This window comes from Bradyrhizobium sp. SPXBL-02 (assembly GCF_051853065.1).
Lineage (GTDB): Bacteria > Pseudomonadota > Alphaproteobacteria > Rhizobiales > Xanthobacteraceae > Bradyrhizobium.
Genome location: NZ_CP182474.1, coordinates 4,844,248 through 4,857,928, shown reverse-complemented (window position 1 = coordinate 4,857,928; position 13,681 = coordinate 4,844,248). Strand labels below are relative to the sequence as shown.

11 protein-coding genes are annotated in these 13,681 nt (G+C 65.8%); 9 read left to right on the top strand and 2 right to left on the bottom strand.

What is annotated here, in order from left to right; genetic code table 11:
* Positions 1-206: 206 nt before the first annotated feature.
* Positions 207-1,175, top strand: a complete 969-nt coding sequence (locus ACNJYD_RS22895) for a catechol 2,3-dioxygenase (protein WP_439363369.1) — start codon at positions 207-209, stop codon at positions 1,173-1,175.
* On the opposite strand, the gene ACNJYD_RS22890 is transcribed toward ACNJYD_RS22895, so the two are convergent.
* Both ACNJYD_RS22890 and ACNJYD_RS22885 read right to left on the bottom strand, forming a co-directional pair.
* Positions 1,172-4,699: a molybdopterin cofactor-binding domain-containing protein gene (locus tag ACNJYD_RS22890; protein ID WP_439363368.1), complete on the bottom strand. Its 3,528-nt coding sequence runs from the start codon at positions 4,697-4,699 to the stop codon at positions 1,172-1,174. The two genes, ACNJYD_RS22895 and ACNJYD_RS22890, sit on opposite strands and share 4 nt — an antisense overlap.
* The gene (locus tag ACNJYD_RS22885; protein ID WP_439363367.1) at positions 4,699-5,181 is read right to left on the bottom strand and encodes a (2Fe-2S)-binding protein; all 483 of its coding nucleotides are present in this window, start codon (positions 5,179-5,181) and stop codon (positions 4,699-4,701) included. Before ACNJYD_RS22885 ends, ACNJYD_RS22890 begins: the two co-directional genes overlap by 1 nt.
* A gap of 277 nt (positions 5,182-5,458) precedes the next feature.
* Between ACNJYD_RS22885 and ACNJYD_RS22880 the strand changes: the two genes are divergently transcribed.
* The 8 genes from ACNJYD_RS22880 (at position 5,459) to ACNJYD_RS22845 (ending at position 13,680) form a co-directional block, all read left to right on the top strand.
* A complete protein-coding gene (locus ACNJYD_RS22880; RefSeq protein ID WP_439367503.1) occupies positions 5,459-6,916 on the top strand; it encodes a 6-hydroxynicotinate reductase in 1,458 nt (485 codons plus the stop codon).
* Positions 6,913-7,809, top strand: coding sequence for a UPF0280 family protein (locus tag ACNJYD_RS22875; RefSeq protein ID WP_439363366.1), 897 nt, complete (start codon positions 6,913-6,915; stop codon positions 7,807-7,809). Before ACNJYD_RS22880 ends, ACNJYD_RS22875 begins: the two co-directional genes overlap by 4 nt.
* A 27-nt stretch (positions 7,810-7,836) precedes the next feature.
* Positions 7,837-8,421, top strand: coding sequence for an amino acid synthesis family protein (locus tag ACNJYD_RS22870; protein ID WP_439363365.1), 585 nt, complete (start codon positions 7,837-7,839; stop codon positions 8,419-8,421).
* 32 nt (positions 8,422-8,453) lie between these two features.
* Entirely contained in the window at positions 8,454-9,656 is a 1,203-nt protein-coding gene (locus ACNJYD_RS22865) for an ABC transporter substrate-binding protein (RefSeq protein WP_439363364.1), read from the top strand.
* A gap of 175 nt (positions 9,657-9,831) precedes the next feature.
* Positions 9,832-11,721 carry an ABC transporter permease gene (locus tag ACNJYD_RS22860; protein WP_439363363.1) on the top strand — a complete coding sequence of 630 codons (1,890 nt, stop codon included), beginning with the start codon at positions 9,832-9,834 and terminating at the stop codon, positions 11,719-11,721.
* Positions 11,718-12,509 carry an ABC transporter ATP-binding protein gene (locus ACNJYD_RS22855; RefSeq protein ID WP_172786251.1) on the top strand — a complete coding sequence of 264 codons (792 nt, stop codon included), beginning with the start codon at positions 11,718-11,720 and terminating at the stop codon, positions 12,507-12,509. Before ACNJYD_RS22860 ends, ACNJYD_RS22855 begins: the two co-directional genes overlap by 4 nt.
* Positions 12,506-13,210, top strand: coding sequence for an ABC transporter ATP-binding protein (locus tag ACNJYD_RS22850; protein ID WP_439363362.1), 705 nt, complete (start codon positions 12,506-12,508; stop codon positions 13,208-13,210). Before ACNJYD_RS22855 ends, ACNJYD_RS22850 begins: the two co-directional genes overlap by 4 nt.
* 14 nt (positions 13,211-13,224) lie before the next feature.
* On the top strand, positions 13,225-13,680 hold the full coding sequence (locus tag ACNJYD_RS22845; protein WP_172786253.1) for a MarR family winged helix-turn-helix transcriptional regulator: 456 nt from the start codon (positions 13,225-13,227) through the stop codon (positions 13,678-13,680).
* Position 13,681: the final 1 nt, after the last annotated feature.

Sequence of the window (13,681 nt, the reverse complement as noted above, 5' to 3'; positions counted from 1 at the left end):
GCGGACCGACATTGGTCGGACAGGCGCCGTTCGCAGCAGCGACGCTGGCTGCTTTGTTGACGGGACCTAATGATTTGTACATTAGTACAAATGAGGTCCGTCACTGTCGGCACACCCGCACGAGGGCCCGCCCGCGCGTTGTGCCGTGCGCGTTCCAATTGCGCCGCCCGGACAGGCGGATCGCAGCCATGCTCCAGGAGGAAACCATGCAGCCCGAACCGATCCTCGATCTCGCCCATCTCGGCCACATGGAGCTGCTGACGCCGAAGCCGGACGAGAGCCTGAAATTCTTCGTCGATGTCATGGGTATGACGGTCAGCGGACAGAAGGGTGAGTCGGTCTATTTGCGCGGCTGGGACGATTACGAGCGTTATTCGCTCAAGCTCACGGCGGCAAAGACCTCGGGCATGGGCCACATGGCGCTGCGTGCGCGCAGCCAGCAGGCGCTGGAGCGGCGCGTCGCAGCGCTGAAGGGGTCCGGCTTCGACATCGGCTGGATCGACGGCGACATGGGGCAGGGGCCGACGTTCCGCTGCCGCGACCCCGATGGCCACATCGTCGAGCTCTATTACGAGACCGAATGGTATCAGGCGCCGCCCGAACTCAAGCCTGCGCTGAAGAACCAGGCACAGCGCTTTCCCGCCCGCGGCGTCAATGTCCGCCGCCTCGACCATCTCAACTGCCTTGCCGTCGACATCAAGGCCAACCGCCAGTTCTTCGAGACCTATCTCGGCTGCCGTCTCACCGAGCAGATCGTGCTCAACGACGGCCGTGAGGCCGCGATGTGGCTGACGATGTCGAACAAGAGCTACGATTTCGCCTATTCGCTCGATCATTCGGGCGTGCGGGGCCGCTTCCACCACGTCACCTACGCCCTCGACAGTCGCGAGGAGATTCTGCGCGCCGCCGACATCTTTCTCGAGAACGGCATTCACATCGAGACTGGGCCGCACAAGCACGCGATCCAGCAGACCTTCTTCCTCTACGTCTACGAGCCCGGCGGCAACCGCGTCGAAGTCGCCAATGCCGGCGCACGCCTTATCCTGGCGCCCGACTGGAAGCCGATCGTGTGGACCGAGGAGGAGCGCAAGAAGGGCCAGGCCTGGGGATTGAAGACGATCGAGTCCTTCCACACCCACGGCACGCCGCCGGTGGAGGTGACGAAGCACGCCTAATTGGCGGAGGCGCGCACCTTTGCGATCGTCTCGCGCACGCCGGTCCAGGCCGGCTTGTCCGGCGCGAACTGCCGGCGCAGGAAGCCGACGAGCTCCTCGATCTGGGTGTCGCTCATGCTGTTCCTGAACGCGGGCATGTAGCCGAGATCGCTCGAGACGGGCTCCGCGATGCCGTGCAGGATGACCTGTACGAGATTGTCCGACGTGGCGCTGTGCAGGTTGCTGTTGAGCGCGAGCGAAGGCCTTGTGCCGAACAGCGGCAGGCCGCCGACCTCGTGGCAGACGGCGCAGGCGCCCTGATAGAGGCGCGCGCCGGCGGAGGAGGCGACGGTCACTTGCGTTGCATTTTCGAGCTTGGCGGCCAGCGCATCCTGCGCCTGGTGGTCGACCGCAGTGTCATTGAACGAGTTGAGATAGACCGCCATCGCACGGATGTCCTGGTCGGGCAGCGCCTTGAGGTCCCGGACGATCGGTGCCATCGGGCCGGCGGCGACGCCGTGGTAACGCGAATGGCCGGTGCGCAAATAGGCGTACAGCTCATTCTCGCTCCACGGGATCGGCGCGTGCGAGAGCGAGGTCAGCGACGGCGCTTCCCAGCCCTCGGCGAAGCCGCCGGCGAGATAGGCGTTGCGTTGCTCGGCGCCGAGCGCGTTGCGCGGCGAATGGCAGGCGCTGCAATGGCCGAGGCCCTCGACCAGATAAGCACCGCGATTCCAAGCCTCGGACTTTGTGGGGTCGGGCTTGAAGTCGGGCGTTCGGTGGAACAGCGCATTCCAGCCCGCCAGCAGCGGGCGGAGATTGAACGGGAAGGCCAGCGTGTTGGCCGGCGTCGTCGCGCGCACCGCAGGTTGCGCCATCAGGTAAGCGTAGAGCGCCTGCAGATCGGAATCGCTGGTCTTTGCAAAATGCGTGTAGGGGAAGGCGGGATAGAGCTGGCGTCCGTCGCGATGCAGGCCATCGCGCATGGCGCGCTCGAATGCGGGGTAGGACCAGGCACCGATCCCGGTCTCGACGTCGGGCGTGATGTTGGTCGCGTAGATCGTGCCGAACGGTGTTTCCAAGGCGCGACCGCCGGCATTTGGTGCGCCGCTGACGATGGTGTGGCACTCGGCGCAATTGCCGAGCGCGGCGAGCTGCTCTCCGCGCGCGATCGTTGCAGCTGAATAGACCGACGGATCGGGGCGCGCGATGGGTGCAATCGCGCGGCCGGGAAGAAGCGCCGCGCCGATGCCGATCGCGGCGGTGCAGACGGCTGCAATCGTTGCGAAGATGCCGGCGCGCCTGGCGAACGGATTTTCCCAGATACGAGACGGAGGCGAGGCTGCGGGCGGGGGCAGGGACTGCGGCGTCGCCGGTGCTTCGCCGTGCAATCCCTTGAGGATTCGCTCAGGCGTGAACGGCGGCTCGCGAAAGCGCACGCCGGTGGCATCGAAGATGGCGTTCGCGATCGCGGCTGCGCTCGGCACCGAGGCGGACTCGCCGACGCCGAGCGGCGGCTGATCCTGCCGCGGCAGCATCAGCACGTCGATCTTGGGAACGTCGGGGAAGGGGATGATCGGATAAGCGCCCCATTCACGCGCGGCCACCGCGCCGCGCTCGAACGACACCTCTTCCATCAACGCGCGGCTGGTGGACTGGATGACGTTGCCCTGGATCTGGTGGCGCACGCCGTCCGGGTTGATCATCAGGCCGGAGTCCTGCCCCGCGACGACGCGCGTCACGCTGACGTCGCCGGTCGTCTTGTTCACCGCGACGTCGGCGACCCACGCCGACCACGCCGCGCCATAGCCCGGAAACTTGCTGTGGACGTAGAGCGCATAGGCAAAGCCGCGGCCATGCACGACCTCACCGTCCTTCTCCTCGCGAACGGGGCGGGACGTCCAGCCCGCGCGCTCGGCGACCGCATTGACCAGATCGACCGCGCGCGGGTCCTTCAGATGGCGCAGGCGATATTCGATGGGATCGACGCCGGCTTCGGTTGCGGCCTCGTCGATATAGGATTCATGCGCAAAAGTGTTCGGCAGGGCCGAGACGCCGCGAAACCAGGAGGCACGCACGATCGGCGGCGTGTCGTGGGCGACGACGCGCATGTGCTCGTAATCGTAGGGCGGGATCGCGGTGCGGTCGCCCATCTGGAGCACCGCAGGTTCGGGCGAAAGGCGGCCGGTCAGCAGCAGCGCCAGCGTCGGCGCGGCATTCGAGGGATAGCGCGTGGCAAGGTCGTAAGCAGCGATGCCGCCGTCAGCATCGAGGCCGCCATTGACGTCGATGAGTTGTGCGGTGCCTTTGGGCTCCCAGGCGTGCTCCTGCTCGCGCGTCAGCTGCACGCGGACAGGACGGCCGACGGCGCGCGACAGCAGCAGCGCATCGGCGGTGACATCGTCAGCGCAGTTGCGGCCGTAGCAGCCGGCGGCCTCCAGCCGGATCACCTCGATCTCGCTCTCGGGGCGCTCGATCAGCAGCGCCAGATCGCTGCGCAGCACGTGCGGGTTCTGCGTGCCCGACCAGACGCGGATATTGCCGTCCTGGAAGTCGGCAACCGCGCAGGACGGGCCGATCGAGGCGTGCATCTGATACGGCCAGACGTAAGTGCGCTGCATCGGCTTGGCCGCGCCTGATATCGCCTTGTCGACGTCGCCCTTGTCGATCAGCGTGCGCGGTGTCGATGGATTGGCGCGCAGCGCGGTCTCGACATCGGCGAGGTCGGTCAGCGTCGGCATCGGCTTCCAGCTCAGCTTGAGCTGCTCTGCTGCACGGATTGCATTCTCCTCGCGCCCGGCGACCACGCCGACGAAATCGCCGATCCGCACCACGGCCAGAAGGCCAGGAATGTCGCGCACGGAGGATTCGTCCACGGCGATCAGGCTGGTGCCGACGAACGGCCCGGCATCGACGCCGGCATAGGGCGGCCGCACCACGCGTCCGTGCACCATGCCTGATATGCGGATGTCGTGCACGAAGGTCAGCTCGCCGGTGGCTTTGGCAGGTAAATCGACGCGCGGCACCGACTGGCCGACGATGGCGTAATCGCCGACCGGCTTGACCTGCACGTCATCGGCCAGCTCGAGGCGGATCGCCTCCTCGCCGATCAGCTCGCCATAGCTGACGCTGCGATTGTCGTGGCCGCGAACGAGTCCATCCTCGATCTTGAGCTCGGCTTCGGGCAAGTCCAGGTGTTCCGCCGCGCGCGCGATCAGAAAGTGCCGGGCCTGCGCCGCGGCCTTGCGCAGCGGCACGGCCGTGATCTGGATGGTTTCGCTCGCGATCGTCGCGCCCTGGTTCGGTACCACGGCCGTGTCGCCGAGCACGACGACGACGCGCGCAAAGGACACGTCGAGCTCTTCGGCGACGATCTGGCCCAGCGCAGTGCGGATGCCGGTGCCGAGATCGACATGGCCGTTATAGGCCGTGACCGAACCGTCCGCAGTGATGCGGACGAAGGTCTCGGATGTGACCTCGTCCACGCTGCGGGCGACGATGAGCGAACCCGCGCGTTCAGCTCGGTTCGAAACAAGGGAGGCCATCAATCTGCGGCCTCGGTGAGCTGGCTAGAGGCGCGCATCACCGCGCGGAGGATCTCGACATGCGTGCCGCAGCGGCAAAGATTGTAGCGCAGCGCCGCCAGCGCCTCCTGCTCGGTTGGCCGCGGATTGATCGCGAGCAGCGCCTTGGTGGTCATGATCATGCCGTTGAGACAATAGCCGCATTGTGCGGCCTGCTCGTCGATGAAGGCCTGCTGCACGACGTCGGGCTTGTCGCGTGTGCCGAGGCCTTCGAGCGTCACGATGTCGCGGCCGGCGCAGCCGCTCACCGGAATCACGCAGGAGCGTGCCGCCAGTCCGTCGATCAGGACAGTACAGGTGCCGCATTCCCCCAAGCCGCAGCCGTATTTCGGGCCGTTCAGCGCGAGGTCATTGCGAAGCACATAGAGCAGCGGCGTGTCCCGCGCTGCCGTGACCTCGTGGATCCTGCCGTTCACGGTGAGGCGGATCGGTGTCTGCGTCATCCTCGTTCCCAAGCCCAAGACAAAGCCAAGAGACAAACCCAAAATCATGCGATCGCGAAAATTCGACGCCGCGACGATACCGTTTGTACACAAACGTGCAAGCCGTGCATGCCGCACTGCAGCGCGACTGCCTTCTTTGTGGACAGAGCGGATAGGCAAATGAGGTTTTATGCGGCAGCGGCATCTTTTGCGCTGCACCGCCGCTTGACAGCCCCGGGGCACCGCGCGCAACATCGTTCGTATACGAATGATAACTGCGATGTCCGCCGGCTCCGACATGGTGACAGAAACGACGAGCGCCGTCATCGACAAGATCCGCTGCGATGCTTGTCCGGTGATGTGCTACATCAAGCCCGGCGCGGCGGGGGCCTGCGACCGCTATGCCAATCACGACGGCAAGCTCGTCCGCGTCGATCCGCACGTCATCCTGGAGCGCACCGTCTCGCACGGCGGCAAGCTGGTCCCGTTCAGCCGCACCGAGGACTGGGACGGCAAGATCGTCCATGAGCCCTCGACTTTCGTGACGGCGATCGGCGCAGGCACGACCTATCCCGACTACAAGCCGGCGCCGTTCATCGTTTCGGCAGAGGTCGACGGCGTCGACATGGTGACCGTCGTCACCGAGGGCATCTTCTCCTATTGCGGCATCAAGGTGAAGATCGACACCGACCGCTATCTCGGCCCGGAGACTGCGACCGTGCGCGCGCAGGGCGAGGCGGTCGGCCATGTCACGACCAGCGAATACGGCTCGCAGATGCTGTCGCTCGGCGGCGTGCATCATCTCACCGGCGGCTCCAAGAAGGAGGGCCGGGTCACCTGCGACACGCTGATGGACCTCGCCAATTGCAAGGCGGTGGAGCTGACCATCGACGGCGGCGCCACCGTGGTGGTGCAGGCCGGCCAGCCGCCGATCGTCAACGGCGTGAAGGAAGAGCGCATGCGCGTCGGCTGCGGCTCGGCGACGATCGGCATGTTCGCCAAGCAATGGCACGGCAAGGTGGACGAGGTCGTCGTGGTCGACGACCACATCACCGGCGTGCTCTCGGAGCACCAGGCCGGCAAGCTGCTCGACATCGCCGACACCGGCATCAAGATGAAGGGCCGCCGCTCGACGCCCGGCCGCTATTTCCAGGTGGCCGATCCCGGCACGGGCTGGGGCGGCACCAACATCTCCGATCCCTTGTCGATCCTGGGCCCGTTCGATGCCAAGGAAGCAAAGCCCGGTTTGACCATGCTGATGGTCTCCACCACCGGCGAGCATTCGTCCTATTACGTGCTCGACAAGGCCCTGAAGCCGGTCGAGACCGAGATGCCGGCCGACCTGAAGTTCTCGGTCGAGCGGATCCAGGAAAACTGCGAGCCCGCGCTGTGCACGGTGCTGTTCATGGCGGGCGCGGGCGGCTCGCTGCGCGCCGGCGTCACCGACAACCCGGTGCGGCTGACGCGCTCGGTCAAGGACGCGCTGACGCGTGTCACCAGCGGCGGTGCGCCGGTCTATGTCTGGCCGGGCGGCGGCATCACCTACATGGTCGATGTGACGCAGATGCCGTCAGGCGCGTTCGGCTATGTGCCGACACCGGCCCTGGTCGCGCCGATCGAGTTCACGATGAAGCTGTCCGACTATGCCGCACTCGGCGGACACATGGATTATGTGAAGCCGCTCTCCGAGGTGCAGAACGGCGACGATGTCCGCCAGTTGCCCTGGCAGAACCCGATTCCAGGGCCCCGCACATGACCAGGCGCCCGCAAATCGCATTGCTGTCTGATGGCCGGCGGCTGCATTTGCAGGATGGACCGATCGATCTGATCGTCGAGGCGAGGGGACGTGCGGATGCGGTGCGGGCCGCCTATGAGGCTGCGGCGCTGCGGTTCACCGGATTGCTCGACGAGCTTTGCGCAGAGCTGCCCGAATTGCGGTCCGGCGCCGGGACGCGGACGTCGCTAAAGGGCGTCGTCGCGCGCCGCATGCATGCCGCGGTGGCGCCCTATGCCGCCGATTGCTTCATCACGCCGATGGCGGCCGTTGCCGGTAGCGTCGCGGAGGAAATTCTGGCTGCGATGCTGCGCGCTGCGACGCTCGATCGGGCTTACGTCAACAATGGCGGCGACATCGCGCTGCATCTCGGCAAGGGCGAGCAATTTTCGGTCGGGCTGATGGATCGCCCCGACCGCGACGGTGTGATGCGGACGATGCGGATCGATGCGGACGATCCGGTGCGGGGCGTTGCGACCAGCGGCCGGCACGGCCGCAGCTTTTCGCTCGGGATCGCCGATGCCGTGACCGTGCTGGCGGCGACCGCTTCGCAAGCCGATGCGGCCGCGACCGTGATCGCCAATGCCGTCGATCTTCCCGGACATCCCGCCATCATCCGCAAGCCTGCGAACGAGCTTCAACCCGACAGCGATCTGGGCGGGCGCCTCGTGACGCGCGATGTCGGCGAGGTGTCTCACCATGAGATCGCCGCCGCGCTCGAATCTGGCGCAGAATGTGCACGGCATTTATTCGATCGTCGGCTGATCGAGGGTGCCGTGCTGCAGCTTTGTGGTGATATGCTTGTCATCGGACCGAAAGATATTGAGCGGCTGGAATCGCGCCCGCGTCAGCTGGAGAACGCGGTTCATGCCTGAGCAGGGAAGTGTCCAGAGGAAGCAGCCATGAGCGCGATCATCCGCAAGATCGTCACTGTCGTCGAAGAGACGCAGATGGAGATGGGCCGACAGGTATCGCCGCCGACCCGGCGTGCTGCGGCGATTGCCGTCATCGAGAATCCGTTTGCCGGAAAATACGTCGAGGATCTTTCGCCGCTGATCGCGATCGGCGAGGAGCTGGGCGAGCTCTTGTCAAAACGCGCGGTGGCGGCGCTCGGCATCGATGGCGCCAAGGCGCACAGCTACGGCAAGGCCGCGGCGGTCGGCGAGAACGGCGAGCTGGAGCATGCCGCCGCGATCCTCCACCCCAAGATGGGCGCGCCGGTGCGCAAGGTTCTGGGCAAGGGCGCGGCGCTGATCCCCTCGTCGAAGAAGCGCAGCGGTCCGGGCACGACGCTGGACATCCCGCTCGGGCACAAGGACGCTTCCTTCGTGCGCAGTCATTTCGACGGTATGGAAGTGCAGATCAACGACGCGCCGCGTGCCAACGAGATCATGGTCGCGGTCGCCGTCACCGACAGCGGCCGTCCGCTGCCGCGGGTCGGCGGGCTGACGGTTGCGGAGATCAAAGGCGAAGACGGTCTGAGATAGAAGTCATAAGCGAGTTCAAACTGGAGGTTGGGATGCGAGCAAGAAATTACTTCGTCGGCGCGGCCTTCGCGCTTCTGGCGAGCGGCATGGCTCATTCGGCCCTGGCGCAGGACATCAAGATCGGCGAGATCAACAGCTATTCGCTGCTGCCGGCATTCACCGAGCCCTATCGCAAGGGCTGGCAGCTTGCGGTCGAGGAAGTCAACGCGGCCGGCGGCATCAACGGCAAGAAGCTCGTCGTCATCTCCAAGGACGACGGCGGCAAGCCGGCGGACGCGCAGACCGCGGCCAACGAGCTCGTCTCGAGCGAGAGCGTCGCGATGCTCGCCGGCACGTTTCTGTCGAACATCGGTCTTGCGGTCTCTGACTTCGCCAACCAGAAGAAGGTGTTCTTCCTCGCGGCCGAGCCGCTCACGGACGCCATCACCTGGTCCAAGGGCAACAGGTACACCTTCCGCCTGCGCCCCTCCAACTACATGCAGGCGGCGATGCTGGTGGAGGCCGCCAGCAAGCTGCCCGCAAAACGCTGGGCGACGATTGCGCCGAACTATGAGTACGGCCAGTCGGCGGTCGCGGTGTTCAAGAAGCTGATGTCGGAGAAGCGCCCCGACATCCAGTGGGTCGACGAGCAATGGCCGCCGCAGGGCAAGATCGACGCCGGCCCGGTGGTGCAGGCGGTTGCCGCGGCAAATCCGGAAGCGATCCTCAACGTCACGTTCGGCGCGGACCTCGTCAAGCTCGTGCGTGAAGGCAACACGCGTGGCCTGTTCAAGGGGCGCGAGGTGGTCTCCTTCCTGACCGGCGAGCCCGAATATCTCGACCCGCTCAAGGACGAGACGCCGGAGGGCTGGATCGTCACCGGCTATCCCTGGTACTCGATCAAGACGCCCGAGCATGATGCGTTCCTGAAGGCGTATCAGGCCAAGTACAACGACTATCCGCGCCTCGGCTCGATCGTCGGTTACCAGACCATCAAGTCGGCGGCCGCGATTCTGGCGAAGGCCGGCTCGACCGATCCGGAGAAGCTGATTGCCGCGGCGGAGGGGCTGACCACGCCGTCGCCGTTCGGCGAGATCACCTTCCGCAAGATCGACCACCAGTCGACGCTCGGCGCTTACGTCGGCAAGACCGCGCTGAAGGACGGCAAGGGCGTGATGGTGGAGTCGTCCTACAAGAAGGGCGCGGACTATCTGCCTGGCGATGCCGAAGTCGAGAAGCTGCGTCCGAAGGATTGAGTTCTGCTGCCGTAGGGTGGGTTAGCCCTGCGGACTGCGCGTAGCGCAGATCGCTCGGCGTAACCCACCACTTTCGGTGCCACACGAGAAAAGGCGGTGGGTTACGCCGAGCAGATGCGCTCTGCGCATCTGCAGGGCTAACCCACCCTACGATTTCAACGAACCCGGACCGCCGATGGCCTTTTACGTCGTACAGTTTCTGACCGGTCTCGCCAGCGCGGCGTCGCTGTTCCTGGTGGCGTCGGGCCTGTCGATCATCTTCGGCGTGACGCGAATCGTGAATTTCGCGCATGGCGCCTTCTACATGATCGGCGCCTACATCGCCTTCACGCTGACCGAACGCCTGTCCGGCGCGTTCGGCTTCTGGGGCGGCATCGTGCTGGCCGCGTTCGCGGTGGCGCTGATCGGCGTCATCGTCGAGATGGTGCTGCTCCGGCGCATCTATCATGCGCCCGAGCTGTTCCAGCTGCTCGCGACCTTCGGCCTGACCTTGATGGTCGAGGATCTGGTCGTGCTGATCTGGGGGCCGGACGACCTCGTCGGGCGCCGCGCGCCAGGCTTCAAGGGCGCGATCGATTTCTTCGGCCAGAACATTCCGAGCTACGATCTGTTCCTGATCGTGCTCGGCCCCGTCGTGCTCGGCATTCTCTGGCTGCTGTTCCAACGCACGCGCTGGGGCGTGCTGGTGCGCGCGGCGACGCAGGACCGCGACATGGTGGCAGCCCTCGGCGTCAATCAGAAATGGCTGTTCACGAGCGTGTTCGCCGTCGGCGTCTTCCTCGCAGCGCTCGGCGGCGCGCTCCAGATCCCGCGCGATGCCGTGCATCACGCCATGGATCTGCGCATCATCGTCGAGGTGTTCGTCGTGGTCGTGATCGGCGGCCTCGGCAGCATCGTCGGCGCTTTCGTCGCGGCGGTGCTGGTCTCCGAGCTGAATGCCTTCGGCATTCTGATCTTCCCGAAGATCTCCATCATCCTGGTCTTCCTGGTGATGGCGGTGGTGCTGATCGTGCGTCCCTGGGGCCTGTTCGGCAAGCCGGAAGCGGCCGCGCGCAAGACGCCGGGCCTCACCGTCAATCCCTGGCGGCCGCTGACCTCGAGCGAGCGGCTGATGGCGCTTGCGGCGCTCGTGATCGCAGCGATGCTGCCGCTGTTCGCCGGCAATTATCTGCTGACCGTGGGCTCGGAGATCGCGATCTTCGTGATCTTCGCCGTCAGCCTGCACTTCCTGATGTCGGTCGGCGGCCTCGCCTCGTTCGGTCACGCCGCCTATTTCGGCCTGGGCGCCTATGGCATTGCCTTCCTCGCCAAGATGGCGGGGCTGCCGATGATCGTCTGCCTGCTGCTCGGCCCGCTGCTCGGCTGCATGGGCGCGGCGGTGTTCGGCTTCTTCGCGGTGCAGCTCTCCGGCGTCTATTTCGCGATGCTGACGCTCGCCTTTGCGCAGATCGTGTGGTCGATCGCGTTCCAGTGGGTGAACGTGACCGGCGGTGACAACGGCATTCTCGGCCTCTGGCCCTCGAGCTGGGCGGCAAGTCCGTCGCGCTTCTACTGGCTTGCGCTCGGCGTCGCGGCGCTGGTGACCGTCGCGCTGCGAGCCATGGTGTTCTCGCCGTTCGGCTACGCGCTTCGCGCCACGCGCGACTCAGGCCTGCGCAGCGAAGCCATCGGCATCGATGCCAAGCGCATCCAGTGGACCGCCTTCGTGATCGCAGGCACGACCGCCGGCATCGGCGGCGCATTGTTCGCCTATCTCAAGGGCAGCGTGTTCCCCGACAATCTCGGCATCTCGCTGTCGGTCGACGCGCTGGTCATGGTGCTGCTCGGCGGCGTCGAGACGGTGTCGGGCGCGGTGATCGGCGCCATTGTCTACAAGGCGTTGAACATCTGGCTGGTGAGCCAGACCGATCTGTCGAAGCTCGTGCTCGGCGGCTTCATCATGTTGATCGTCGTCGTCTTCCCCAAGGGCATCGTCGGCATGCTGGAGATGCTGGCGCAGCGCCGGAAGAAGTCATCGCCGCCGGGATCCACCTTGCTCGCCAAGCCGATCGAGTCTGCCGAATGAGCGTTGCACCCCCACTTCTCGCGGTCGAAGGCCTGACCAAATCCTATGGCGGCATCCATGCCGTGCGCGGCGTGTCGTTCTCGCTGCGGGCCGGCGAGATCCTGGCCCTGATCGGGCCGAACGGGGCGGGAAAAAGTACCTGCTTCGACATGCTCAACGGCCAGAACAAGCCTGATAGCGGGCACGTCCGCCTGCTCGGCGAAGAGATCACGGGCCGGAAGCCGCGTGAGGTCTGGCGGCTCGGCGTCGGCCGCACGTTCCAGATCACCGCGACCTTCGCCACCATGACCGTGCGCGAGAACGTGCAGGTCGCGCTGATCTCGCATGGGAAGCAACTGTTCAATCTGTTCGGCTCGGCGCCGAAGTTCGACCGCGCCGAGGCCGGCCGCCTGCTCGAGCTGGTCGGCATGGGCGGTTATGCGGACCGGCCCTGCGGCGAGCTTGCCTATGGCGATCTCAAGCGGCTCGAGCTTGCGGTCGCGCTCGCCAACCAGCCCAAACTGCTGCTGATGGACGAGCCGACGGCGGGCATGGCACCGCGCGAGCGCGTCGAGTTGATGCGGCTGACCGCGGGCATTGCTCGGGAAAAATCCATCGGGGTGCTCTTCACCGAGCACGACATGGACGTGGTGTTCGAGCATGCCGACCGCATCATCGTGCTCAACCGCGGGACGTTGATCGCGGAGGGCTCGCCGGCGGACGTGCGCGGCAATCCCCAGGTGCAGGCGGTCTATCTCGGCGAGGGCCTGGTCTACGATGCCCGCCATCGCGAGGGGGCATCGACATGAAGCTCACGGTGCAAGACCTCAACAGCCATTACGGTCCGGCGCATATCCTGTTCGACATCGGCTTCGAGGTCGGCGAGGGCGAGGTGGTGGCGCTGCTGGGGCGCAACGGCGCCGGCAAGTCGACGACGTTCCGCTCGATCGTCGGCCTCGTCGCGCAGCGCTCCGGCCGCATCACGTTCGAGGGCAAGGACGTCTCGTCGAAGCCGACCCACGAGATTGTGCGCGAGGGCCTCGGCTACGTGCCGGAGGAGCGGCGAATCTTCACGGACCTGACCGTCGAGGAAAACCTCGAAGTCGGCCGCCAGCCGAAGCGTCCGAACGCGCCGCACTGGACGCGCGAAAAGCTGTTCACGCTGTTTCCGAACCTGGGCGAGATGAAGAACCGCCCGGGCGGACGCATGAGCGGCGGCGAGCAGCAGATGCTCACCATCGCGCGTACGCTGATGGGCAATCCCTCGCTGGTGCTGCTGGACGAGCCGTCGGAGGGCCTGTCGCCGAAGATCGTGGAGCAGATGGTCGATGCCATCCTGACCATGAAGAAGGAAGGCGTCAGCATCGTCGTCTCCGAGCAGAATCTGCATTTCGCGCGGCTGATTTCGGATCGCGCCTACATTATCGAGCGCGGCCGGATCTGCTTCGGCGGCACCATGGCCGAGCTCGACGCGCGCCCGGATATCCGCGACGCGCATCTGTCGTTGTGAGGGACGCGCAGCGGATGGCGAGAAGTGTTACGGCAAAGAAGAGCGTCAAACCAGCGAAACCGCCTTACGTGCTCGACGAACAGGTCGGCTTCATCCTGCGTCAGGTCTGGCAGCGCCACAGCTCGATCTTCACCCGCGATATCGGCACCAACCTGACGCCGACGCAATGGGCGGCGCTGTCGAAACTGGCCGAGACCGGGCCGTGCTCGCAGAATCAGCTCGGGCGCCTCACGGCGATGGACGTCGCGACCATCAAGGGCGTGATCGATCGTCTCACCGCGCGCGGCCTGACCGAAACGAGCCAGGATCCCGAGGACGGCCGGCGCCTGCTGGTAAGCCTGACCCGCGCCGGTCAGCAGCTTGCCGAAAAGCTCGCGCCGAATGCGCTGGCGATCACCCGCGAGACGCTGGCGCCGCTCGATGCGAAAGAGCGCGACACGCTGATGGCGCTGCTGAACAAGCTCAGATGAA